Here is a 24714-nt window from a genome sequence, read left to right as displayed (position 1 = left end):
GTTTCCCGTGGCTGTTCGTCGCCCAACTGGGCGCAGCTCGCTCTCCCTTCACCGTCTCGCCCTGCCACAGCTCCGAGACTGCCCCCGGCACAAAGCTCCGCAGAGCCCGCGGCTCGGGCGCACAGGCACGACGCGACAGCGCCCCCGACCCTGCAACGGGACGAGGGGCGCCGAGCGTTGTCGTGCTCAGACGGGGAGCAGTTCCGGCGACAGAGCCAGTCGACCTGCTGCGTGCGGCACCCCCCTCCGGAAGACGGCGTGCTGTTCAGCTTCGGGGAAAGAGACGTGCGAGTTCGTTCGCCAGCCCCGTCAACTGCTCGCGGTCGGGTTCCCCGGTAGCGGCGGCCAGTTGGAGCAGTGACACGGCGCCCGGCGCCGTCAGCTGTTCGGAGTCGGTGATTCCGGGCACGAAACGGCGCACCGCCTCGACGGCCACCGGGTCGGACAGCAGCACGGCGAGCGGCGTGCGCAGGCTGAGCCGTCCCTCGGGGAACTCGTCGGCTCGCGGTGCGCGGCCCAGCGCCGCCGCCTGGCGCGGTTGTTCACGGTGCGCGGCGACCTGGAGGTGCGCGGTGGTCACCTGCTCCGGCCTCCGGGGCAGGCCGAGACGCTCGTACTGGTCCGCTGGGGCATCGGTGTCCCGGAGACGCTCCACCAGCAACCGGATCATGCGAAGCTCCGCTTCGTCGTCGTGGACCGGCCGCTCCTGTCGGGGATCGTCGGCCAGGTCGTACAGCAGCGCTCCGAACCGTGAGGGATCGAAGCCGGGCGCTGTTCGGGCGGGGACCCGCAGCGTGCGGACGCCCTTCGTGAAGTCGAATGGCTCGGCGAGTTCGGCGTCGACCAGCTCGGCGGGGGTGAAGCGGCCGCGCCCGTGCGTGGGCATCAGCGTGTGTTCGTAGAGGGGCTGGTTGGTCGTGTCGTGGCAGGAACGCATGTAGACCCAGCGGCCGTCGGTGATGTTGACGTGGCCGCCGAACATGCCGAAGAGCGCGGATTCGCGCAGCGGTACCTCACTCAGGGAGTCGTCGGTCGCTTCGGCCAAAGGGCGGCCCTGCATGTCGGGGGTGCGGTCGACGCCGAAGAATTCCAGAAGCGTCGGGGCGAGGTCGATCGTCTGGACGAGGCCGGAATGGCGCCTGCCGGCCTGCGTGGGCCGACGCGGGTCCCAGACGAACAAGGGGGTGTTCGCCAGCTCGTTGTACCAGGGCTGGACGAGCTTGCCCCACCAGCCTTTCTCCCCGAGCAGAAAGCCGTGGTCGGTGCAGACGATCAGCAGGGTGTCGTCCCACAGGTCGTACTCGTCCATCGCGTCCAGCACCCGGCCCAGCGAGTTGTCGCACATGGACAGCAGCGCTGCGTACTCGAAGCGCGCATGGGCGGTCTCTTCCTCGGTCTCGGTGACCTTGGCGTAGTTCGGCCAGTCGAAGTGCGCCCCGTGGTACTCGTGCGGGTAGAGGTCCTTGTAGCCCTTGTGCGTGAAGAAGGGCTCGTGCGGGTCGAAGGTCTCGATCTGCACGAACCAGTCGTCCTGCGCCCGGTTTTCGCGCAGGAATTCCAGGCCCGCATCGAAGGTGAGCGTCTGCGGGTGCTTCTCCTCGGTGTCCATGTGCGCACGGTTCACCCAGTCCTGGCGCCAGAGATCGTTGCGGTTGCTGTGCAAATCCTCCGGCAGTACGGGGTCGGCCACCTGTCCCTTCCAGGCATCTCCCTCCTGGCCGCGGAAGAACTCCCAGGTGTTGTAGCGCCCGTGGTAGGTGGCACCGCCGTCCTCCCAGTAGTGCTGATGGTCACTGACCAGGTGGGTGTACACGCCGTGCTGCTTCAGCATTTCGGGCATGGAGTCGTCGAACGGCTCCAGCGGACCCCAGCTCCGGTGGAGGAAGTTGTGCCTGCCCGTGTGCAGTTCACGACGTGCCGGCATGCAGGGCATCGATCCCACGTAGCAGTTGTCGTACGTGGTGGAGCGGGCGGCGAGGCGCGTGAAGTTCGGGGCGTGCACCCAGTCCGCGCCGTAAGGAGGCAGCATGTGCCGGTTCAGGCTGTCGAACATGACCATGATGGCCTTCATGCGCCCGGTCCTTCCGTCGAACGTCGTCCTTGCGCCCCGTCGGTGGCGTCTTTTCCGTCGTGCTGCCTCGCGCCGACTTCAATGGCCGCCGGCCGGAGTTGGGCCGAGCGGATGCGTCGGATATCGAATTTCTCGGACCGGTCGAATCCGAAGATGCCGTTCTGTTCCTGGAAGACGTCGGTCAGTTGCGTGTAGCAGTAGCCGAACATGTCCGGATGGCCGAGCAACGCACCGACGAGTCCGTCGAACCGGTCGTGGAACTCCTCGACGCTGCGTACCCGGTCGCCGTACCCCCAGGACCCGGTGACCGTCTGCGGTCGGCCGGCCTCGGCGGGGTTCCACCAGATGCCCCCGAACTCGCTGACGAAGAAGGGCTGTCCGCGATAGCCGATGGACCAGGACTCACCCGTGGTGTCCGACCGGTTCACGTAGGGATCGCCGTCGGAGAGGGCACGGTGCGTGGCGGCGAAGGCGTCCGGGTCCTGCTCGTAGTCGTGGCTGTCGAACACGTCGGACTCGGCGATCCGATGTGCGTAGCCGGAGGTGTCGAGCACGGGCCGGGACGTGTCGTGTGCCTTGGTGGCCAGGAACATGCCGCGCATCACGTCGTCCAGCGCGGTGATCCTGTCGCCGTAGTCCTGCCAGGTTTCGTTCATCGGGCACCAGCCGATGATCGCCGGGTGGGAGTGGTCCCGTTCGAGCACCTCCAACCATTCCTGGATGTACGACGCGTCCGGCCGCTGGTTGGTGGACTGGCCCTCGCCCGTGTTGCAGCCCCAGTCGCCGAACTCGCCCCACACCAGGTAGCCCAACCGGTCGGCGTGGTAGAGGTAGCGCTCCTCGAAGACCTTCTGGTGCAGTCGTGCACCGTTGAAACCGGCCGCCTGGCCGAGCTGGATGTCCCGCACCAGATCGGCGTCGGTGGGCGCCGTCATCAGCCCGTCGGGGTAGTAGCCCTGGTCCAGCACCAGTCGTTGGAAGACGACGTCGCCGTTGATCCGGATCTGCTTGCCGGTGATGGCGACGCTGCGCAGACCGGCGTACGACTCCACCTTGTCGACGGCGCGTGCGTCCGAGTCCCGCAACTCGACGCTGAGTCCGTAGAGATGGGGATCGTCCGGCGACCACAGCCGGACCCGCTCCGGTGGCAGCACCAGGCTCAGCCGGGGCGCGAGGTCGAGGTCCGCGCGCACGGTGCCGCTGACCACGTCGCCCGCGCCGTCGCCGACGCGGATGTGCACGACGCCGCCTGGCAGGTTCGCCGAGAGCGGCACCTCCACGTCGAAGGTTCCCGCCGCGACGTTCGGCGTGATGCGGGGGCGGCGGATGGCGGTCTGCGGCACCGGCTCCAGCCAAACGGTCTGCCAAATACCCGTGGTCCGCTGGTACTTGGCCGCGCGCGGGGTGTAGGGCACCGACTGCTTTCCCCTGGCCTGCGGTGCCTCGGGGTCGTCGCGGGCCCGGACCACGAGAGGCACCGGTTCCCCTGCGGGGGCGGCGTCGGTGATGTCGAGGCTGAAGCCGGAGAATCCGCCGCGGTGCCGGCCGACCTCGGTCCCGTTCACCCACACCGTCGCGTCGTGGTCAACCGCGCCGAAGTGCAACAGCACCCGGTCCCCCGCCCACTCCGGCGGGACGGTGATCGTGCGGCGGTACCAGACGGCGCGCATGAAGTCCTGCTCCCCGACGCCCGAGAGCGCGGCCTCGGGGGCGAACGGCACCACGATCTCGCCGGCCAACTTGCCCTGGTCCAACTCCCGTTCGGCGAGTCCGCGCTCCCGACCGGTGTCGGACCGGTCGATCTCGAACTCCCATCTGCCGTTCAGGTTCACCCAGCGGTCACGCTGGAACTGGGGCCGCGGATACTCCGGCCTGGGCGGATCGAACCGATCAGCCGGCATGGAAACCACCTTTGTGTTCAACTCGTCTCAACTCATCGATGTGTGACGCGCACCCGCCGGCTCTTCGGCCACCGGGTCGCGGAATCGGAGGGTGAGCAGCTCGAACGGGCGCAGCTCCAGGGCGACTTCGCCTCCGGGCTCCGCTCCCCTGACGGCCTCGCTCTCCACAGCACGCTCCAGGAGATCGGTGGCGAGGGCCTCGCGCCAGGAGAACCGGGTGCGCACGTTCGCGCGCGAGCGATTGCCGTGCGCCTCGTACAGGCGCACGACGAGATCCCCCGAGCGGTCCTCCGCGAGCTTGACGCTCTCCACCACGACGGCCGGGTCGGAGACCTCCAGCAACGGTTCCACCGCGCCGCCCGGCACCGTGCGCAGAGGGAGTTGCAGCGTGTACCCGTCCGCGACGGCGTCCGGAATCCCTCCGGGACGCAGGCTGACGGAGAAGGTGTGCCGCCCCTGGTCCGCTGCCGGATCCGGGTAGCGCGGCGCACGCAGCAGCGACAAGCGCACCGTCGTCATCGGACGGCCCCCGGGCCCCTGCCCGTTGCGGATGTCGTGTCCGTAGACCACGTCGTTGGCGAGGGCGACGCCGTACCCGGGCTCGCCGACATGCACCCACCGGTGCGCGACCGTCTCGAACCGGGCGGCGTCCCAGGAGGTGTTCTGGTGGATCGGCCGGTGCAGATGACCGAACTGGATCTCGGACGTGGACCGGTCCGCCCTGATGTCCAGCGGAAAGGCGAGTTTGAGCAGCTTCTGCGACTCGTGCCAGTCGATGTCGAAGGCGTAGGTGAGCTTGCCTTCGGAGAGGCGGACGGACATGGTGATCACCGTCTCGCCGCGCTCGTGCCGCACCACCACTGCATCGTCCACGATGCCGACCGACACCGGTTCCACGAGGTCACGGCCGCTGCGCTTGTCCTCGTCGTTGATGTCCCACGCGTCCCACTCCCGCGGGGTGTCGCGGAAGAGTTGAAGGACACCGCCCGCGACGCCCTGCGGCAGCAACTGCCGGTCGGCAACCGGATCGACGAGCGAGACGACCGTGCCGCGCCCGTCGATCTCGGCGTGCAGCAGCCCGTCGTCGAGCACGAACCTGTCGTTCACCTGACGCGGAGCGGCCGCCGGGGGCGGGGAGGCGGGACCGATGCCGGCCGCCGGCACGCCGTGCAGCGGGTAGGGGCCCGCGTTGGCCGCGACCGGAGCACCGTCGCCCTCGCCACCGCCGAGTGCGTCGAGCGCGGTCGCCACAAGGGAGTCGAGCTCCCCCGCCACCCGGTCGTAATCCCGCTCGGCGTCCTGATGGACCCAGGCGATCGACGTGCCCGGCAGGATGTCGTGGAACTGGAGCAGCAGCACCGTCTCCCAGATCCGCCGCAACTCGTCGTACGGGTAGGGGGCTCCGCTGCGGAGGGCGGCGGTCGCCGCCCACAGTTCGGCCTCCCGGAGCAGGGCCTCGCTGTGCCGATTGCCCCGCTTGCTCCGCGCGTGCGAGATCAGTGTGCCGCGGTGCAGTTCGAGGTACATCTCGCCGACCCACACGGGCGGTGCGGGCAGTTCGGCCTCGGCAGCACGGAAGAAGCTGTCCGGATCGTCCATCCGCACCCGCGGCGACCCGTCGAGGTCGCGCTTGCGCTCGGCCGCTGCCAGCATCTCCCTGGTGGGACCGCCGCCGCCGTCGCCCCATCCGTACAGTCCGAGTACGTGCCGTGCCGCGCCCTTCTGCCGGTACGTTCGCTCCGTACGCGCGAGATCGGCGGCGCCGAGGTCGGAGTTGTAGGTCTCGGCGGGCGGGAAGTGGGTAAACAGTCGGGAGCCGTCGATGCCTTCCCAGTGGAAGCTGGAGTGGGGCATCGCGTTCGTCTCGTTCCAGGACGGTTTCTGGGTGAGGAAGTAGCGAGCGCCCGCCGCCCTGGCGATCTGCGGCAGCGCGGCCGTGTACCCGAAGGAGTCGGGCAGCCACACCTCTTCGCTCTCCACCCCGAACTCCTCGGCGAAGAAGCGCTTTCCGAGTACGAACTGGCGGACCAGCGCCTCGCCCGAGGGCATGTTGGTGTCGGACTCGACCCACATCCCGCCGACCGGACGGATGACGCCCTCGGCCACTGCTCTGCGGACCCGCTCGAACAGGCGCGGCTGGGTCTCCTTGAGCCAGGCGTACTGCTGCGCCGACGAGGCGGCGAACACGAACTCCGGGTGACGTCCGCTGAGATCCAGGACGTTGGCGAACGTCCGCGCCACCTTTCGCACGGTCTCCCGTACCGGCCACAGCCACGCGCAGTCGATATGGGCATGGCCGACGGCGGAGACGATCAGCGAGCTGTCGGCCGCGCGGCTCGCGAGTACGGGCGCGAGGACCTCCTGGCCGCGCGCCGCGGTACCCGCGATGTCTTCGGGGTCCATGACGTCGACCATCCGCTCCAGCGCGTACACGATCTCCGCGCGCCGCGAGCCCTGTTCGGGAAGGACGTCGACCAGCCCGTCGAGGGCGGTCACGTCCTGGAGGAGGTCCCACACCTGCCGGTCGCGAGAGGCGACGCACAGCTCTTTGAGGCGGTACAGCGGCTCTTCGCCCGCGGTCGCCTTGTCACCCATCGCCGTGGGTTCGTACTCGTAGGGCACCTGGACGATCGGGTTCGCCGCCGCCTCGATCAGCAGGCGGAAGGGCCCCGGCTCCGGAAGCGGAACCCAGGAGTTGTAGGGCTCGATCGCTTTGACGATCTCTCCGTCCGGGCGGTACACCGTCCCCTCGGCCTGGAACCCCGGCTGGTCCCCCGTGAATCCCAAGTCGACGACGAGTTCGGCCTGCCCGCCGGCCCACTCCGCCGGCACCTCGCCGGAGACGTCGAACCAGGTGGTACCCCAGGGTCTGCCCCACGCCCGGCCCAGCGCGAACGGCTCGTACTGCTCCTGCACCGCCTCCGCGAACGGCACGGGCTCGCCCTCGACCGCCCACGCGGCGATGCGGACCGGACGGGTGTCGCGGTAGACGGCGGGCCGTATGCGGAACTTGGTGAACCGTCGGACCCGTTGCATCGCCAGTGCGGTGGCGTCGAGTTGCACTCGGCCATGCGGATTGTCGTCAGCCAAGAGAGCGTCTCCTCTTACGTACTGCTGGTTGTTCCGGGGCTTGGGTACTGCGGCAGGGCACGGCGGCCCGTCGCCATGGGGGTCAAGTGGACGCGTGCGGTCAGGACTTGAGGGCACCGCCGAGGCTCGATCGCATCAGGTGACGCCGGAGGAAGAGGTACAGCACAGCGGGCGGCGCCATGTAGACGACGGCGCTCGCAGCGAGTACGCCCCAGTCGACCTGGTTGAAAGCGGTGAACGACCGGAACAGACCGATCGAGAGCGGATAGAGGTCGGGCGACTGCAACAGCACGAGCGGGGTGAGGAAGTCGCCCCACACGGCCATGAACGTCAGCATCGCGGCGGCGCCGAGCCCGGGGCCGACCAGCGGCAGGATGATCCGGCCGATCGCGCCGAACCGGCTGCTGCCGTCGAGCCACGCCGCCTCCTCCAGCTCGAACGGAATGGCGTCGATGGTCCCCTTCAGCAGCCACAGGGTGATCGGCAGCGCCGCCGACGCCTCGACCAGGATCAGGCCGATATAGCTGTCGTCCAACTGGATCTTGACCATCAGCAGGTACAGGGCGACGATCGTCGCTGGCGGCGGAATGACCCGGATCAGCAGGATCGCGAACATGAAGGTCCTGCGTCCGCGGAACCGGTAGCGGGACAGCGCGTAGGCTCCCAGGACGCCGCAGGCGAGGTTCAGCGCGGTGGCGGCGAACGAGACGACGATGCTGTTCAGGAACAGCCGCGGAGTGGCGCCGTCGGTGAAGAACCGGACGAAGTTGTCCAGCGTGAACGTCGGAAGGCTGGCCGTGGGCCCGCCGTCGGCGTCCACGGCCGTGAGCGCGACCCAGGCGAACGGGACGACGCAGAACAGCGCCAGCAGCACCATCAGGGCGTATTGCAGCGCCTGTTGCAGGATCACCCACGTCGGCTTGCGGCGGCGCGGACCTGCGGGTCCGGTGGCCGTCACGTGCTCGGTGTTCGTCGTGGCCGTCATCAGACCTCCACCTTTGCCAGCCGGGCGTAGGTCATGCCGAGGATCGTCAGCAGGATGAGCAGGATCACCGAGGCGGCGCTTCCCAGGCCGATCTGCGAGTACTTGAAGGCGCTCTGGAAGATGTACACGGAGGTGATCTCCGTGTCCTGTCCAGGACCGCCCTGGGTCAGGAAGTAGATGAGCCCGAAGACGCCGACCGTGGTGATGGTGGTGAGCAGCAGGTAGAGGAAGACCGGGCCGCGGATCAGGGGCAAGGTGATGTGCCGGAAGACCTGGAGCGCGCTTGCGCCGTCCATGCGCGACGCCTCCAGCAGCTCGTCGGGCACGTCCTCCAACGCGGCCTGGAACATGATCATCGCGAACGCGATACCCCGCCAGACGTTGATGAGGATCACCGAGGTCATCGGGTACTCCTGCAGCGGCGCCGCCGCGCCCGAACCGAACAGCCCGAGCAGTCGGTTGAACGTGCTGCCGTCCTCGGAGGAGAGCACGCTCGCCCAGGTCAACGACGCGACGACCTCGGGCACCACCATCGGCAGGAGCATCAACGCTCCGAACAGCCCCTTGCCGCGCAGCCATTTCTGACGCAGCAGCAGTGCGGCGAGCATGCCGAGCACCGTCTGCCCGATGATCGCCGACCAGAGGACGAACTCTCCCGTACGGCCCAGCGATTCGAGGAAGTCCGCCGAGCCGAGCAGGTTCCGGAAGTTCTCCAGCCCGACGAACTGCGGGTCCTGCGCCGCGAATCCGGTCAGTTGCGTGTCGGTGAGGGCGAGGTAGATGCCGTAAGCGGCGGGGGCGATCACGAAGACCGCGATCAGGAGGACCGAGGGGCCGAGCAGCACGGGCAGCGCAGCGCGCTCTTGCAGGGGACGTGTCGGCCGGGCGGCCGAAGTCTTGGCCGTGGTCATTTCGCCACCCGAGTGCTGCCGAGCAGCTCTGCGGCCTCTTCGGCGAAGGCGTCGGCGGCCTGGCTGCCGTCCGCATCGCCGGACACGATCTTCGCCGTCGCGCTCTGGACCGCCTGCGAGACGCGGTCCTCTCCGTCACCCAGCGGTGGCTGGATGCTGGATTTCAGCTCGTCCTCCGCCTGGAGCAGGGACGGCTCGTTCTTGTACGGCGCGGTGCCGGAGAGGCCCTCGCGCGGCGAGACGGCGCCCACCGCGGCCAGTTGCTTGGCCAGCGCCTTTCCGGAACTCAGCCACTTCGCCAGCTCGACGGCGGCGTCGGGATGGGCGGCGTCGGCGTTGACGCTGTAGCCGAAGCCGCCGCCGCTGACCGGGGCGGGCTTGGTGCCCGGCACCAGGGCCGGGTAGTCCCAAGTGCCGATTCTCTCGCGGGAGTTCTTGATCGGGGCCGACCCTTCTGGGCCCCAGTCGTACTTCCACCCCCAGCTCCCCTGGGCCGCCACCGGAAGCGTGCCCTGGGGGAACTTCTGGTACTTCGTCGGCTCCCACGGGTTCGGGTTCTGCAGGTCGCGTACCGGGAGCAGATCTGCCTCGACGAGGTCCGCGTAGAGGTCGAAGGCGGCCGACAGGCCCTTGCTCCTGAGCTTCCACTTCCCGGACTCGTCGTCGTACAGGGTGCTGCCGGTACCCGCCATGACGGGCAGGAGGCCCTCCGACCACGAGCCGTCGCCCCAGGCGGTCCCGGCGGGCAGGACGATCGGAGCCTCGCCGGTCTTGGCGCGGACCTGCTTCAGCCGGGCGATCAGCTCGTCCCACGTGCGCGGCTGCGAGGTGTCGATGCCCAGCCGCTCCAGCACGTCCTTCCGGTAGAAGAGGCTCTGCACGCTCGCCTCGTGCGGGAGGGAGTAGTAACTGCCGTTCCGCTCCCGTGCGCCGTCCTTCACCGACGGGTAGTACTCGTCCCAGCCGTCCCACGTGTGCAGGTACTTGTCGAGCTTGAGCAGGTAGCCGGCGCCGGCCATGCCGGTCACGTTCTTGTTGCCCATGTCCACGACGTCCGGCGCCTTGCCGGAGTAGAACTGCTGCGTGATCTTGGTCCGGAACTGGTCGTCGGTGAGGATGTCGGTGACCAGCTCCACCTTGACGTCCTGCCCCTTTTCGGCCATCGCCTTCTCGAACTCCGGTATGAGGTCCTTGACGACATCGGCGCGGGCCTCCTGGAACTGCAGCAGCTTGACGGTCACCGGGCCCTCCGCGCGGGAGTCCGAACACGCCGTGAGCACCCCTGCGAACAGCAGTCCGGCCGCGCCGGCGGCAAGTACACGGTTGCGTCGCATAGGCATCTCTCCTGGCCGTGTTTCCGATCCATCTTTTATCAAATGGATTGGATAAAGTTCGGTGATGCTATGGAGCGAGATCGTTCCCCGTCAAGGGATGACGCCAAGTCCCGTAGCGTGGCCCGCACCCGGCCGGGACAGCCTCCTGTGGGCGCAGATCACCGAGCCGCCCGGCGAACCGCCGCGAGAGGCCCGCGCGATCGCCGGTCCGAGGGTCCTAGAGGAAGGCAGGAAGAGTCGCATGCGGCGAGGCAGCAACCAGCTCCGGCTGGCGGACTACAACCAGGCGGTGGTGCTGGAGGTGGTGCGCAGGTCGCGCGGAGTGAGCCGAGCCGACCTGCAGCGCGCGACCGGTCTGAGCTCCCAGACGATCTCCAACATCACGCGTCGGCTGATCGACGACCACCTGGTCCGTGAAAGCGCGCCGGGCGGCAACGCGCGCGGCCGGCCGAGCATACCGCTGGTCACCGACCCGGACGGAGCCTACTCAGTCGGTGTGCACATCGACCCGGCAAGGTTGACCGTCGTCCTCCTCGATCTCGACGGCGAGGTGCGGCTGACATGTCAGAAACGGACACCGCAGGCCACCAACCCCTCCGAGGTGACCGCCTGCATCGCCGACGCCGTCGACGGTCTGATCACCGAGGCCGGCATCGCCCGGACCCGGGTGCTCGGGCTGGGCATCGCCGCTCCGGGCCCGCTCGACATCGGCGCCGGGGTGCTGCTCGACCCGCCTCAGCTACCCAACTGGCGCAACGTCCAACTGCGCGCCGACCTCCACGAAGCGACCGGGCTGCCCGTCCTCCTCGACAAGGACGTCACGGCAGCCGCCACAGCGGAGCTCCGCTCGTCTCACGAGGCGTCGAACACGTTCATCTTCCTCTACCTGGGGTCCGGTGTCGGCGCCTCCGTCGTGCTGGACAACCAGGTCGTCCGTGGCACGACGAACAACATCGGCGAGATCGGCGACCTGGTCGTCGACCCCGACGCCGAACGGCTGGAGTGGAGCGGCCGGCGCGGCGGCCTCGCCGCCGCCTGCGTTCCCGAGGCGCTCGTTCTCCAGGCCGCCCGCGTGGGCCTGTTGCCGCTCCCGAACCTCAGCGACTACGTCGCCATCGACGACGCCTGCTCCTCGCTGTGCGCCCTCGCCGCCGCCGGAGACGGCGGCGCCTCCCGCATCCTCGACCACGCGGCACGCCGCGTGGCCGTCGGCCTCGGCGTGCTGGTGAACCTGTTGGACGTACCGCGCGTGGTGATCGGAGGCCCGCTCTGGGGCCGGCTCAGCCCGGTGTTCCTCCCCGTCATCCCTGGCATCGTCGAGCGCGAACTCGTGGTGAGGCGCAGGAACATCGAGGTGCAGGGGTCCGCCGTGGGCGACCAAGTGGCTGCTCAGGGCGCCGCGGAACTGGTGCTGGATCACTTCCTCGCGCCCCGCGCGTCCGCGCTGATGGTGGGCTGACGCCCCGCGAGGGGACGGCCGCCGGTCAGCCCGTCGATGGTCGATCCGATCTGATCGTCCGCCGACCGGCGGCCAGCAACCGGGAGTTGGTCCGGGTGACGCGACCCGAGCACGGCGCGCCCGTTGCCGACTGTCAGACGGCCAGCGCCACCAGAAAGCGCGAAACCATGTTGTAGGCCGCGACCGTCGCGACCGCTTCCACCGTTTGGACCTCGCCGAACAAGCGCTTCGTCTTCTCAACGAGAAGAGCGTCAACCTCGACCTGTTTCGTGGACTGGTCGGTCAGCGCGATCAGGGTGCGTTCCTCTTCGTCGAAGACGTCACTCTCTGCGCCTTCGCCCTGGAGAGCTGCGCACTTCTCTTCCGTGCCGCCCGCCTGCAGGTACGCCGGGTGGTGCACGCCCCACTCGAAGTCGGCGCGGTTCAGTGCGGCCACTCGCAGCATGATCAGTTCGCGGTACTCCAAGGCGAGTGCGAACTCGGCGCGGACCCGGCCCAGCAGCGCGTTCCACCCTGTGGCGAGCGGGAAGCTCTTCAGCAGGACACGGTCGATACCGATCAGTTCGCCGTCGGGACGACGGGCCTTCATGTCTGCCAGGAGTTCGGGCGGGGGCGAGGGGATCGTGTCGTCCTGCCAGGGTGTGACGCGCACATCGCTCATGTCGTGCTCCTTGACTGCGAACCAGCTCGCGGGAATTGGGCGTGCCGGTAGGGGGCTTCTGGTTTCGGGCGTGCTGTCCGAACCGGGAAGGGGTGTGCGGGGATCAGGGGTACGGGTTGCAGACGAGGTAGCCGTCGATGCGGCTGAGCCGGTCCGAAACGGGGTCGGGCGGAAGTGCATGGCCGAGGTCGTCGGCACGGACCTCGCTGATCCACTGGTCGTGCTGGTACTCGTGGTTGATGAGAGCGACCAGCAAATGCTGGGCGACGACGGCCAGTTGGGCGGGGGCGCCGACCTTGCCGGCCGCGATGTCGCCGATGCGGGCGTGGACGCGCTCGGCGACCGTGTCGCGGAAGGCGGTGAGCCGGCCGGTGGTCGGTAGCGCGCCACGGAACTTCTCCGGGTTGGCCGAGTCCATGAGTCCGTCCAGTTCCGGGTCGGGACTGGGCTCGGCCGCCGTGAGGTTGCGGATCATGAAGTGGGCGACGTGGGCCTGGTGGCCGAGGTGCCAGCCGATGGCGCTGGAGCTCTCGTGCGGTCGCCAGGTCACCTCGTCCGGGGTGAGGTCCTTCCACAGCTCGTCGGTGTAGGCGCGGGCCCGGTCGTACTCGCGGAGGAGTTCCTGGGTCTCGTACATGACGCCGCCCGGCTCAGACGGTCTCGTAGACGCGCACGTCGGGGTTGGCCTCCAACAGCGGGGCCAGCTCTCCGACCACGTCGCGGGTGAAGAGGTCGCCGGCCAGGTACGCCTTGGCGTCGGCGGCGCCCCGGAAGGTGTGGAGGACTTGGACATCCTCGTCTCGGACGAGGAGCTCCTTGCTGGTGGCTCCGGGGACGGTGTCCAGGAAGAGCTGCTTGTACTTCTCGTAGACGCCTGCAGCCGCGGCGCGGTTGTCCGGGGCCACCCGCAGGGTGATTTCGAGATACGCCATGGTTATGCCTCATTCGACGGCGAGGTGACGCGTTGCGGCGGATTCCGCAACGTGCCTGCCACGTTAGGCAGGCGGCCGAGGCGCCGGTAGAGGAGTCCTGCGAATCTGGTCATAGGTGCCGTGTATGGCTATGCGCGGGCCGCCGCGAGACTGTCGGCGAGGTGGAGGAGGTCAGCGGCGAGCGGGGAATCGGCGCTCCAGACCGCTTCGAAGGAGATCTGCACCTCTCGGCCCTCGTCGAGGAGCGGGCGATGGGGAGCATCGGGCGAGCTGAGCTTGGAGTGGGGAAGCATGGCCGATCCCAGGCCCAGCTTCGACCAGTCCTCGAGGACCTGGTAGCTGGCGGCTTCCCCCGGGTAGGTGCGAAGGGGCATCTCGCGCGCCTCGAAGAGCTGCGTGGTGAACGTGGTCAGGCCGCAGGTGTCCGGCACGAGGATGAAGCACTCCTCGCCTGCTTCTTCGAGTTCGAGCGGAGTCGATTCCGCAGTGCCGGGACTGACGACGACCATCCGCTCGACATCGACGACGCGATGCTCGAAGCGCGGCATCGCGGCCACGGCCGGGATCAGGACGACGTCGAGCTGTCCGGCATCCAGGTCTTCGCGCAGTTCCTGCATGTTCGCCTCGCGCAGCACGAGGTCACGCGGCGCGGGCAGATCCTGGACCATGCTGAAGGCGCGGGCGACCAGGCGCGAGCCGATCAGCGGGGAGAGGCCCATGCGGATCTTCTGCTCTCCGACTTCCGTCAGCCGCCTGGCCTCCGCGGCCACGGCGTCGAACCCCTCCAGGGCGCGCTCGATCAGGGGTAGGACGCGGGAACCGAACGCCGTCTGGGTCACGCCTCGCGGGGAGCGGTCGAACAGCTTCTCGCCCAGGCGCTCCTCCAGCTTGGCGATGCCGTTCGACAAGGCGGGTTGGGTCACGCCGTAGGCGCGGGCGGCGGCGCTGAACGACTTGGTCTCCGCCACGGCCTGCGCGTAGCGGAGCCCTTCGAGGTTCATCCGGTCGGCCATAGCCATCGCTTATCGCTCCATTCACCGCTGCCCTCTACCAGGTGTTGCCGTGCCTGCCTAGGGTCTCCGTGGCTCCAACATAATCAGCAGCTATGGACATCGCCCTGTTCCCGGAGGAAGCATCCATGTCGGACAGCGCCGTGACCGTGGTCGCTAGCGAGCTCGGAGGCTCTCTGCGCCCGTCCGCGGCCGGGACACCGTCGCCGACGGGCTGCCGGGTCCGGGTGACGGCGAGCGGCATGTGCGACGCCGAGATCGTGACCGGAGCGGGCACCGCCTTCACCCCGGGCCGCGAAGTCGCCGATGTCCTCCCCGAGTCGGATGAGCGGGTCGAGGGCTGGTCGGTCGGGGACCGTGTGGCGGTCGGACACCGTGCGTTCCGCCGGTCCGGGGGCGTCGTGCACTGCCCCGCCCTCGCCCTCTTCGAGGCGGCCTTTCGGCTGCGCAGGTGTACTACCTTCAACGCCGTGACGAGGTCGGCTCGTTCGCCGTCCGGGCGCACACAACCGGCGTCAGCCGACGCACCGCCCGGCACGCACCGGGCCGACAACTCGCCGAGCTCGGCCGAGCCACCGCCCCGCCCTTTGCAGTACCTGCTCCGGAAGAGAACATGACCGACACCGCATCCGACGGCACGACGGACCACATATCCGACCTCGCCCAAGCCCAACGCCGCACCCTGCGCGTTCTCGTCGCCTCCCAGGTGTGCAGCGGAGCCGGGCTCGCCGCCGGCGTCACCGTCGGCGCCCTCCTCGCCCAGGACATGCTCGGCACCACCAGTCTCGCCGGGCTGCCCAGCGCCCTGTTCACCGCCGGCTCCGCCCTCACCGCCGTCGCCGTCGGCCGCATCTCCCAAACCCGCGGCCGCCGTCCCGGCCTGGCAGCCGGCTACTTCGCCGGCGCCCTCGGTTCGGCCGGCGTCATTGTCGCCGCCGTGTTGGACAACCCCGTCCTGCTCTTCCTCGCCTTGTTCGTCTACGGGGCCGGCACCGCCACCAACCTCCAGGCCCGCTACGCCGGAGCCGACCTCGCCGCGCCCGACCACCGCGCCAGGGACGTCTCCACCGTTCTGGTCGCCACCACCCTCGGCGGTGTCGCCGGGCCCAACCTCGCCGCCCCCACCGGAACCTTCGCCGAAACCCTCGGCATCCCCCCTCTCGCCGGCCCCTTCCTCCTCTCCGGCGTCGCCTACGCGCTGGCCGCACTCGTGCTCGCGCTCCGGCTACGGCCCGACCCGCTGCTGCTGGCCCGCATCCTGGCGAAGAAGGAGGAGACCGACGCCGTCGCCGATCCGGCGGCCGCCGATGCCGCCGACCCGAGCGAAGGGCGCAGCAGCGTGGTCCTCGGGGCGCTGGTCATGGTCCTCACCCAGCTCGTGATGGTCGCGATCATGACGATGACGCCGGTCCACATGCACGACCACGGCCACGGCACCGCCGCCTCCGGACTCGTCATCGCCATCCACGTCGCCGCCATGTACCTGCCCTCCCCTGTGACCGGCTGGCTCGTCGACCGCTACGGCCGCATGAAGATCGCCGCCGCGTCAGGTACCACTCTCCTGGCCGCCGGTATCGTCGCCGCCGCGGCGCCCGTCAGCTCCGTGCCTCTCCTCGCCCTCGCGCTCGCCCTGCTGGGGCTCGGCTGGAACTTCGGCCTCGTCTCCGGCACGGCGATCATCACCGACACTGTCCCGCTGGCCACCCGCGCCAAGACGCAGGGACTGGTCGACGTCTCCATCGCCATCGCCGGTGCCACCGGCGGCATGGCCTCCGGCCTCATGGTCGCCGCCACCAGCTACCCCGCCCTCGCCCTCACCGGCGGTGTCCTCTCCCTCGCCCTTCTACCCGCCATCGCTGCCACCGCCTACCGCCGATGATCCAGGGCCCGCCTCGGGCCGCACGGTCGACGGCGCCGAACTGCCGTACGTCAGCCTCCTGTTGCGCTTGCGCAAGGAGAGCGACGACGCCTGCCCGGCCCCAGCGAGCGGGAAGCCGGTCGTGAGCCGACGCAACCCCGATCACCCACAGGGCCGTGCCGCGCCGGCTCCCGGCCACGTTCGCTCGGCACCGGCTTTCCGAAGAGCCGCCACCCGCTGCCCCGGCCTCGCGCGGCAACGGTGACGGGGAGTCCGGACGGTGGCCGTCTCCTCGTCCGGGTGACGGTGCTGACGTCGCGGACGGCGCTCGGCCGCGAGCGCATTGGACGAGTTCAGCCCTTGGACGTCGGAGAGGCGGGGCAAGCCGAAACGGCCCGCTGCTGACTGAACGCCACCGCTGAGCCGGGCCCGGCCACCGACGCACGAAGCAGGCGGCCTGCTACCGGGCCCCTCAGCAGTACGGGCCGCGGCGACCGACTCAGCGTCGGCCGCGGCTCTCCTCCCGACTGTTCCTGACCAGGACGACGCTCGCTCCCACCGCCACCGCGGCGGCGAGGGCGGCCAGGAGGAGGTTCCCCGGGACGGCGGAGGCGAGAGCGGCGACCCGCTGTTCCCACGCGTACTCGGTATCCACGTCCAGCAGCGACGGCAGCGCGGCCGAACCGTCGAAGAGGAGGAAGACCGCTCCGAGGGTGACGAAGAGCAGGCCGCCGATCACCGAAGTGCTGTGGAGGTGCAGGCGGCCGATGCGGAATCCCCGCCCTCGCAGCCAGGCGCGTCGCCCCAGTTGCCAGCGGTTCCAGAGGAGGGCGAGGACGAAGAGGGGAGCGGCCATGCCCAGGGCGTACACCGCCAGAAGGAGACCGCCGCGGAGCGGGCTCCCACCGAGCGCGGCGACGGTGAGAATGCTGCCCAGGACCGGCCCTGCGCAGAACCCGGCGAGCCCGTAGACGGCGCCGAGAGCGACGGTGGAGGACGTCGATCCGGTGGGGGCTCCGGCGCGTTGCTGGAGGCGGCGGGAGCCGAAGCCGAGTCCGAGGAGCTGCATGATCCCCAGGGCGATCATGGTCCAGCCGCCGACGAGGACGAGCGTGTCCCGGTGACCGATGAACAGGCGGCTGGCGAAGGCCCCGCCTGCTCCAAGGGGGACGAGCGTCAGGCACAGCCCGGCGTAGAAGGCGGCGGTGTGCCGGAGCAGCCGCGTCCTGTGGGTGAAGGAGTAGGCGAAGAAGGCGGGCAGAAGGAGGGCGCTGCACGGGCTGAGCAAGGCGAGCAGCCCACCGAGGAAGGCGAGGAGGATACCGACGTCCGTCATTTCGCCTCGCCCTCGTTCTCGCTCTCGCTCTCGCTGAGTGCGCTCCGGATCTCCTCGTGGAAGGTTGCGGTGGGTTGGGCGCCGAGCATGGGTGTGCCGTTGACGAGGAAGGCGGGGGTGCTGGTGACGCCGAGGGCGTACCCTTCTTCGCGGTCGCGATCCACCGCCTGGCGGGCCTGTGCCGAATCCATGTCCCGGCGGAAACGCGTGAGGTCCTTCACCCCGACCGCTTTCGCGTGGGCGATGAGCTTGTCCTCCGTGAATTCGCCGGTGTTGCGCTCGCGCGGCTCAGCGTAGAGACGGTCGTGGAACTCCCAGAAAGCACCTTGCCGACCGGCGGCCCACGCAGCGTGCGCCGCCTTCTCCGACTCCTCACCGAAGAGGGGGAAGTTGCGCCACTCGATGCGCAGTGACCCTTTCTCCACGTAGGTGCTCAGGAGTTCCTGCTTGGTCTCGCGTGCGAAGCGTCCGCAGAACGGGCACTGGAAGTCGGAGTACTCGACCATCACCACGGGTGCGTCGACCGAGCCGACGGCCAGGGGGTCGTCGGTGTCACGACGCGCCAGATCGGGGCCGGCCGGTGCGGAGTCCCCCGGCACGGGTTCGGCCGAGGTCTCGGACCGGGAGCGGTCGGAACCCGACTCGGAGTCGGCGGTCACGACCAGCGCCACGGTCGCGGCGGTGGCGGCAACCAGCACGACGGCGGCCCACACGGTGCGCCTGCGACGTGCGCGCGCCTGCGACGTGGTGCGAGTGGATGAAGAGGACTTCTCGGACATGAAGAACACGCTCCTGTGAGCAGAAGATGAGGTGGCCCTGCCGACCCGCCCTGGGAAACGGGCCCAGGGGGACGGCGTCAGGCGGTGGGCGTGGGGCAGGCGGCCTGGGCGTTGAGGCGGCGGAGTGCCGCCTCGGCCAGCAGCGCCAACGAGCCGAGGGCGAGCAGAGGTTGCAACGGCGCCCAGTAGCTGAGAGCACCACCCGTCCCGAGCAGCAGCAGGACGATCTTGTTGCAGACCGGGCAGCCCACGGCGAAGAAGGACAGCACTCCCCCGACCGAGCCGAGCCGACCGCCGGGGGCAACCGGCGGGCTGGGACGCAGGTACGTGCCGAGGACCAGCCCGGAGAGCAGCGCGGTCAGGGCGAGGGCCGGGTAGTTCCACCACTGGACGGGGATCTCCCGGCCGAAGAACGCGTTGGGGATGACGGCGGTCGGCACGCCGACGACGACGGCCGCGGCCGCGGCGGAAGCGGCTGCGGCCACCCACTGCCGGGGCTCCCACAGGCGAAGTGCACCCAGGGCGGTGCGCAGGGAGCGGCTGCTCCCGACGGCTTGTGAAACAGGCTCGGGAGAGGTGGGCGACGGGTCCATGAAGATGTCTCCGTGACTGAGGAGGAACGCGAGCGCGTAGCCGCTTCCGCACCCCGGAGCCCAGGGAGAGGCCCGGAGAAGGAGCGGCGCGGGCCGGTCTAAATCCTCAGTACGGAGACGCGCGGAGGTGGTGCCTTCGCAGACTGTTCCTCGCTGTGTGCGAGCCATCGTGCGGCCTGCGGGGTCGCCGCGGCCCCGCCCACAGAGGGCAGTTCCGCCAGAGCGGGCGCTGCGACATGGGGGCCGCTCGACTGCTCCGGAGCCTGGCGCTCAGGGCAGCTTCCACCGTCGGAGGGCAGGATTTCGGCGACGTCCGCAGCCGTCTCGTCAGCGGCGGACGCGTGTGCACCATGCTCGGAGGGCGCGGCGTCTGCGCCCTCCGACGTGAACTGCGCTACCCCGACCGTCGGAGCGCCGGTAACCGCCTGGCCCGACTCGCCTTGCAGACCGGTGTGCCCGTGGACGCAGAGCAGGCCGAAGAGAACGGCGACCAGCAACAGGAGAAAGGAACTCATCGACCGGTCGGTCGTGCGTGCTCGGCGCACCGCTCCTCCTCCCCTGGCGGACTGGTCGTCTGACACCGCGGTGATTCGCTCGCTAACCGTACTCGCCCGGTCGGCTCCGTCCGCGCATGGGTTGCGTCCGACGTCGGTGCACGTCGTGAAGATCACCCGGGCCACCGGCTGGCGCGCCTTCCACCCCGCAGCTCGCCGCATCGCGTGACTTACGGCTCCCGCCGCCTTCTTCGTCCGGGCCTCGACGTGCCTGCGCCGGACCGGAGTTGCTTTGCAGCTCGCGCGGCGTGCCGTCCTTCGGCACGATGGGCGCGCGCCTCACACGGGCCGGACCGAACCACACACAGCCGGACGCACCGGAGCCGGGCACGTCCGCACGGCAGCAGCGCTCCCCGGGGTTCGGTTCCGCGGGGGCTATTCCGTCCCCACGCCCGCGTAGAGCTGCCGGTTCAGCGGTTTCCGGACGAGCAGCAGTACGCTTCCGAGGACGACCGCGGAGGTGGCGACGGCGGTGAAGTACGCGGTGTTCGAGACCGCGGCGAAGAGCTGGCCGAGGAGTCCCGACAGCGACGAACCGAGCGCCAGCGTGAGGAAGTTCAGCCCCACCATCTGTGCCCTGAACTTCGCCGGTCCGATCTTTGTCGCCAGCGCCAGTCCGATCGGCCCGACGTAGACCTCCGAGGACCCGGCGAAAACCATGAAGAGGAGGATCAGGACCAGCGGAATCGTCGCGTCCCCCGTCGCGCTCGACACGACGAGCAGGTAGAAGTACGCAAGGCCGATCTGGAGGAGCCCGATCGCGATCTTCGCCGCGGGTTTCGGCTGGCGGGGCCCGAGGCGGTCCCACAGGCGGGCGACGAGCGGTGTCACGAGGACGGCCGCGAGCGGGCTGACCGTGGTGATCCATGCGGCGGGGAACGTCCACGTGCCGATATGGAGGTCGACCCGGTCGGTGATGAGGCTCGAGATCGCCGTGAACTTCTGGAACAGGAAGCCGAAGTAGATCCCGGAAAGCAGGAACAGCGGCAGGTAGGCACTTACGCGTCTCTTCTCGTCACGCGTCACCTTCGCCGACGAGAGGATGACGGCGAAGTACCCCGCGGCGGCGACGAGTGCCACGATCGTGACCGCGCTCGACATGTTCTCCGCCCGCAGCCATCCAGCCAGCGAGCTCACCACGATGACGGCAAGCGCGGCCAGGACGTACCCGATCGGGGCGATGAGCTTCCCCGCGGGCAGCGGGTTGTTCACCTGCCCTGCCCGCTCGGGCAGTTGCTTCAGCGAGAACCCGTATTGGACGAGGGCGGCGCACATGCCGATCACGGCGAGTCCGAAGCCGTAGTGGAACCCCCACTGGTTCTGCGCAAAGCCGGTGGTAAGCGGTCCGACGACGGCGCCGATGTTGATCGCCATGTAGAAGTAGGTGAACCCCGCGTCGCGCTTGGCGTCGCTCTGGCCTTCCAGGATGAAGCCGACGATCGAGGTGATGTTCGTCTTGAGGGCCCCCGTGCCGAGGATGATCAGGACGAGGCCGACGCCGAGACCTGCCAACCCGGACAGGGCGGCGAGCACGACGTGCCCGCAGGTGATGACGACCCCGCCCCAGAGCACCACGTACTTCGGGCTGAGGAGCCGGTCCCCGACCCAGGCGCCGATGAGTTGGGCCAGGTACACGGCGCCGCCGTAGGCCCCGACGATGCCCGCCGACGCGGCGGGGCGGAGGTCGAGTCCGCCCTCGTCGAGCGAGTAGAGCAGGTAGAAGGAGAGGATTCCCTGCAGGCCGTAGAAGGAGAAGCGTTCCCAGAGCTCCGTGAACGCCATGCTCCACAGGCCCCGCGTAGCGGCACGGGTCTCGCTGGGGGCGGCAAGCCGCGGTGGTGTCGTCGTCATGCTGTCGTCCTCGAAGTCGTGCGATGAGCCGGGGAGTTCAGGAGGCGGCCACGCGCTCCTATTCGTGGAGCCCCGCGAGCCGGGAACCGAAGCGAGCGATGAGCGAGGTCCGCTCGGCCCGGCGCGACTGCTCCCAGCCGTCGGCGAACTCGAAGAGCCGGTACATCGCATGGACGCCGAGCCAGCGGAGCGGCTCCGGTTCCCACAGCCGGGCCTGGTGGTCGTTCCACGGCAGTCCGGTGCGCGGAGTCGCCCTGCCTTCAGCGCGGTCGAGCAGAGTGCGGGCGGCGAGCTGAGTCGCAGTCACCCCGTGTCCGGCGTAGCCGCGGGCGACTCCGATACGGGTGCGCGCGTCGAAGTAGATGCCGGCGCACCAGTCGCGGGTGACACCGATGACGCCACGCCAGGCGTGCGCGATCGGCACGTCGAGCCCGGGGAAGAGAGCATCGAGCTTGTGCCGTAGCTGCCCGACGGTCCGCTCGTCCACAGCGCCGGTACCGGGCGTGCCGGAGTTGAAGGCGTAGGGCGCTCCTCGCCCGCCGATCGCGATCCGGCCGTCGGCGGTGCGCTGGGCGTAGATGAACGTGTGGGCGGCGTCGCTGAGGCACTCCCGGCCCTCCCAGCCGATGCGTGCCCACGTCTCCTCCGGCAGCGGCTCGGTGACGATGACCGACGAGTTCACCGGGATCACTTGGCGCGCACCGAGACCGGGCGCGCTCCCCGTGACCGTGCCCGAGTAGGCCTCCAGGCAGACCAGGATCGTCCGGCCGCCGACCCGGCCCCGGTTCGTCGTCACCGAACCGGCATCGATGTGGCTGACCCGCGCGTCCTCGCAGATCCGCACGCCACGGGCGGCGACGGCGTCCGCGAGACCACGGGTGAGCAGTGCGGGATCGACCGCGGTAGTGCGCCCGTAGAGGATGCCGCCGACCGCGTTCTCGACGTTGACCCGGGACCGCGCCTCGGCGGCGGTGAGGAGGCGTACGTCGTCGGTCGAGTAGCCGTAAGCGAGGTCGCCCCTGTAGGTCGCGCGTATGCGCTCCATGCCGGCCGGTGTCTGGGCGACCTTGAGGTTGCCGCCCTGTGCCTGGTGGGCGTCGATGCCCTCGGTCTTGAGCACCTCCAGTGTCTCGTCGATCGTGGTGAACATGGCCTGCTGGAACATGCGGACGGCCTGGCATCCGTCGCCGCCCGCCTTGTCGACGGACCGGGCGTAGACGGCGCGGTTGCCGGGGATGAGGGTCGAGAGCCAGCCCCCGTTGCGACCGCTCGCCCCGTAGCCGACCTTCTTGGCCTCCAGGACCGTGATCGAGCGGCCCGGGTGTTCGAGCGAGGCGTAGTAGGCCGTCCACAAGCCGGTGAGTCCGCCGCCGACGATGACGAGATCCTGATCCTCGGTCGGCAGCGGAGCCGGAGCGCCGGTAGGGGCGCTTTCGCCCTGCCCTGCCGAGTTCTCCCCGGCGAAGCCTGGGTGGCCGGAATCCTTCATCCAGTGCGAGATTTCACCGTTGCGGTAGGTGGTCATGGCCTGTCTCCTCGACATGTGCGGGTTCCTGGCGTGCGCTGCACCCGCGACGGTGATCCGGCTCCGGCCGGAGAGTCCGTGCCCGCGGCGGTGCGGCGTTCAGTAGGTGGGAGGGGCCATCGCCCAGAGGACGCGGGCTTCAGCGGTTCCCGTCCGCTCGACGACACGGTGCGGCCGGCTGCTGGAGTAGTGGATCGAGTCGAAGGTCGACAAGGTCTGGGTGTCGCCGTCGATCGTGACCTCGACCTCGCCGTCGACGACGAAGAGGACTTCCTCGGAATCCCCGTGCGTATAGGGATCGACGCCCGTCGATCCGCCCGGCGCGAAGTGGCCCAGAAGCAGCTCGAGATGGTCGAAGTGCGCCGGTGTCAGCTTGATCTTCGAGGCGCCCTCGCCGAAGGCCATGCCCCGGGCATCGCGGAAGCGCAGCACCGGCTGGACCGATTCGGTCTGGGCGAAGAGGTCGCCGACCTTCAGTCGGAGCACCGCGCAGATCCGCTGCAGGGTCAACACGCTCGCATTCGATCGGCCGCGTTCGATCGCGGAGAGGTGTCCCTCGGTGACCTCGGCACGCACGGCAACATCACTGAGGGTGAGCTGCAAGGCGCGGCGGCGACGGCGGAGGCGATCGCCAGGGGTTCGATCGATGTCGGTGTCTGTGCTCACGGCGGACAAGTTAAACGAGTTCGTGTGTCACCTCAATAGATGAGTCTGGATCACAGAAAATTTTACTGCCCCAGGTCAGACGGCCCCCGCTGAGCAATCTGTTCGGCGCGTGCTAAGGGACGAACAGAATCGAAGGCACCCGACGCGTCGTGCGCAGATCTCCTCCGAATGACACTTCGCCAGGGCCTGTCGCGGTCTCCGGTGCTCGCCTCCGCGACGGCCTCCGACGTCACGAGGTGCACGGCTTCTTCCGGTGAGACGCCCCACCTCCGAGCCAGCATCTCGGCAAGGTGCGCAGCAACCCCTTGCTCTGCCGTCGACTCCCGGGCCGGGCTGTACGCTGCGGGGGTGCAGTCGTCCGCCTCTTCCTCCTCCGCGCGCTCCGGTCAGGCCGCGGCCCCGGCCCAGCGCGGGCTCCTGACGGAACGGATCGCGCGGGAACTCGAACACCACATCCGCTCCGGTGACATCCCCGTCGGCACGAAGCTCCCCTCGGAGCGGGAACTCTCGGCAGAGTTCGGCGCCAGCAGGAACGTCGTGCGCGAGGTCCTGAGGCGGCTCGAAGCCCAACATCTGATCGAAGTCGCACCGGGCCGCGGCTCCTTCGTACGTGAGCAGACCTCGGGGCAGGCCAGGGGGTACGACGCGCTGTACAGGGCCGGCCGACCCACCGTCCGGCATCTGATCGAAGCCCGGCTGCCGCTCGAGGTGGAGATGGTGCGCCTTGCGACCGAGCGGGCGACGGACGAGGACATCGAGGCGCTGCGGTCCGCGCGGGACGCCCTGGAGTCGGCGAGCGACGTCGTCGTCAAGGCCCGAACCGACATGGCCTTTCACGACGCCATAGCAGCGGCGAGCAAGAACCCCGTCCTGAGGATCATGCTGTCGTCGATCAGCGGGATGATGTTCGAGATGATGCTGCGCTCCAACTCGGACCCCTCGATCGGCGAACCCGGCGTCCCCCACCATCCGGAGATCTTCGAGGCGATCGAGGCCCGTGACGCGGATCTGGCCTGCGCACGGATGCGGGAGCACCTGATGCTCGGTCTGCGCACCTACGGCGAGGATCTCGACGTCCAGGTCGACATCATGGCGCGCAACCACATCGAGGCGCTGTTGGACGAGCCCGGGAACCGTTACGGCACCGGCGGGACGGGCCGTTAGGTCTGTCGCCGCGGTGTCGTCGTCGCCCGAAGAG

At 69.4% G+C, this 24714-nt stretch carries 20 protein-coding genes; 4 read left to right on the top strand and 16 right to left on the bottom strand.

Annotated features, from left to right (window positions below; all coding sequences use genetic code 11):
• Window positions 1-265 precede the first annotated feature (265 nt).
• The 6 genes from F603_RS31425 to F603_RS0102330 form a co-directional block, all read right to left on the bottom strand.
• The gene (locus F603_RS31425) at window positions 266-2071 is read right to left on the bottom strand and encodes a sulfatase (RefSeq protein ID WP_019544408.1); all 1806 of its coding nucleotides are present in this window, start codon (window positions 2069-2071) and stop codon (window positions 266-268) included.
• Window positions 2068-3972, bottom strand: coding sequence for a glycoside hydrolase family 2 protein (locus F603_RS31420; protein WP_019544407.1), 1905 nt, complete (start codon window positions 3970-3972; stop codon window positions 2068-2070). Before F603_RS31420 ends, F603_RS31425 begins: the two co-directional genes overlap by 4 nt.
• Before the next feature lie 27 nt (window positions 3973-3999).
• Window positions 4000-7008: an alpha-mannosidase gene (locus F603_RS0102345; RefSeq protein ID WP_051096100.1), complete on the bottom strand. Its 3009-nt coding sequence runs from the start codon at window positions 7006-7008 to the stop codon at window positions 4000-4002.
• Between the two features lie 154 nt (window positions 7009-7162).
• Window positions 7163-8047 (bottom strand): carbohydrate ABC transporter permease, encoded by an 885-nt coding sequence (locus F603_RS0102340; protein ID WP_019544405.1) that lies wholly within the window; start codon window positions 8045-8047, stop codon window positions 7163-7165.
• A complete protein-coding gene (locus tag F603_RS0102335; RefSeq protein ID WP_019544404.1) occupies window positions 8047-8958 on the bottom strand; it encodes a carbohydrate ABC transporter permease in 912 nt (303 codons plus the stop codon). Before F603_RS0102335 ends, F603_RS0102340 begins: the two co-directional genes overlap by 1 nt.
• Window positions 8955-10292 carry an ABC transporter substrate-binding protein gene (locus F603_RS0102330; protein ID WP_019544403.1) on the bottom strand — a complete coding sequence of 446 codons (1338 nt, stop codon included), beginning with the start codon at window positions 10290-10292 and terminating at the stop codon, window positions 8955-8957. Before F603_RS0102330 ends, F603_RS0102335 begins: the two co-directional genes overlap by 4 nt.
• A 241-nt stretch (window positions 10293-10533) precedes the next feature.
• Here F603_RS0102330 and F603_RS0102325 point away from each other — a divergent pair, with 241 nt between their 5' ends.
• The gene (locus tag F603_RS0102325; protein WP_019544402.1) at window positions 10534-11751 is read left to right on the top strand and encodes an ROK family transcriptional regulator; all 1218 of its coding nucleotides are present in this window, start codon (window positions 10534-10536) and stop codon (window positions 11749-11751) included.
• 133 nt (window positions 11752-11884) lie between these two features.
• Here the strand turns inward: F603_RS0102325 and F603_RS0102320 are convergent, their stop codons facing one another.
• From F603_RS0102320 to F603_RS0102305, 4 genes are all read right to left on the bottom strand, one after another.
• Window positions 11885-12412 (bottom strand): carboxymuconolactone decarboxylase family protein, encoded by a 528-nt coding sequence (locus F603_RS0102320; protein ID WP_019544401.1) that lies wholly within the window; start codon window positions 12410-12412, stop codon window positions 11885-11887.
• A gap of 103 nt (window positions 12413-12515) precedes the next feature.
• Window positions 12516-13049, bottom strand: a complete 534-nt coding sequence (locus F603_RS0102315) for a DinB family protein (RefSeq protein ID WP_019544400.1) — start codon at window positions 13047-13049, stop codon at window positions 12516-12518.
• 13 nt (window positions 13050-13062) lie between these two features.
• A complete protein-coding gene (locus F603_RS0102310; RefSeq protein ID WP_019544399.1) occupies window positions 13063-13344 on the bottom strand; it encodes a hypothetical protein in 282 nt (93 codons plus the stop codon).
• A gap of 128 nt (window positions 13345-13472) precedes the next feature.
• Window positions 13473-14363 (bottom strand): LysR family transcriptional regulator, encoded by an 891-nt coding sequence (locus F603_RS0102305; RefSeq protein ID WP_245600659.1) that lies wholly within the window; start codon window positions 14361-14363, stop codon window positions 13473-13475.
• An 86-nt stretch (window positions 14364-14449) separates the two neighbouring features.
• On the opposite strand from F603_RS0102305, the gene F603_RS36350 reads away from it, so the two are divergent.
• Both F603_RS36350 and F603_RS0102295 read left to right on the top strand, forming a co-directional pair.
• Complete coding sequence (locus F603_RS36350; RefSeq protein WP_342665894.1) at window positions 14450-14971, top strand: alcohol dehydrogenase catalytic domain-containing protein; 522 nt, start codon at window positions 14450-14452, stop codon at window positions 14969-14971.
• On the top strand, window positions 14968-16233 hold the full coding sequence (locus F603_RS0102295; RefSeq protein WP_019544396.1) for an MFS transporter: 1266 nt from the start codon (window positions 14968-14970) through the stop codon (window positions 16231-16233). The genes F603_RS36350 and F603_RS0102295 overlap by 4 nt, the downstream gene beginning before the upstream one ends.
• 478 nt (window positions 16234-16711) lie before the next feature.
• On the opposite strand, the gene F603_RS0102290 is transcribed toward F603_RS0102295, so the two are convergent.
• The 6 genes from F603_RS0102290 to F603_RS0102260 all read right to left on the bottom strand — a co-directional run bounded on the left by F603_RS0102290 (window position 16712) and on the right by F603_RS0102260 (window position 23516).
• Window positions 16712-17548 (bottom strand): cytochrome c biogenesis CcdA family protein, encoded by an 837-nt coding sequence (locus F603_RS0102290; RefSeq protein ID WP_019544395.1) that lies wholly within the window; start codon window positions 17546-17548, stop codon window positions 16712-16714.
• Entirely contained in the window at window positions 17545-18327 is a 783-nt protein-coding gene (locus tag F603_RS0102285) for a DsbA family protein (protein ID WP_019544394.1), read from the bottom strand. Before F603_RS0102285 ends, F603_RS0102290 begins: the two co-directional genes overlap by 4 nt.
• A 77-nt stretch (window positions 18328-18404) precedes the next feature.
• On the bottom strand, window positions 18405-18812 hold the full coding sequence (locus F603_RS0102280) for a hypothetical protein (protein ID WP_019544393.1): 408 nt from the start codon (window positions 18810-18812) through the stop codon (window positions 18405-18407).
• A 1037-nt stretch (window positions 18813-19849) separates the two neighbouring features.
• Window positions 19850-21325, bottom strand: coding sequence for a peptide MFS transporter (locus F603_RS0102270; protein ID WP_026328067.1), 1476 nt, complete (start codon window positions 21323-21325; stop codon window positions 19850-19852).
• Between the two features lie 58 nt (window positions 21326-21383).
• Window positions 21384-22850, bottom strand: coding sequence for an NAD(P)/FAD-dependent oxidoreductase (locus tag F603_RS0102265; protein ID WP_019544390.1), 1467 nt, complete (start codon window positions 22848-22850; stop codon window positions 21384-21386).
• Between the two features lie 99 nt (window positions 22851-22949).
• Complete coding sequence (locus tag F603_RS0102260) at window positions 22950-23516, bottom strand: helix-turn-helix domain-containing protein (protein WP_106431212.1); 567 nt, start codon at window positions 23514-23516, stop codon at window positions 22950-22952.
• Between the two features lie 348 nt (window positions 23517-23864).
• On the opposite strand from F603_RS0102260, the gene F603_RS0102255 reads away from it, so the two are divergent.
• A complete protein-coding gene (locus F603_RS0102255) occupies window positions 23865-24680 on the top strand; it encodes a FadR/GntR family transcriptional regulator (protein WP_019544388.1) in 816 nt (271 codons plus the stop codon).
• Window positions 24681-24714: the final 34 nt, after the last annotated feature.

The organism is Streptomyces sulphureus DSM 40104 (genome assembly GCF_000381025.1).
GTDB classification, from domain to species: Bacteria; Actinomycetota; Actinomycetes; order Streptomycetales; family Streptomycetaceae; genus Streptomyces; species Streptomyces sulphureus.
The sequence above is the reverse complement of the archived record's forward strand: the minus strand, read 5'-3'. Positions and strand labels throughout refer to the sequence as shown.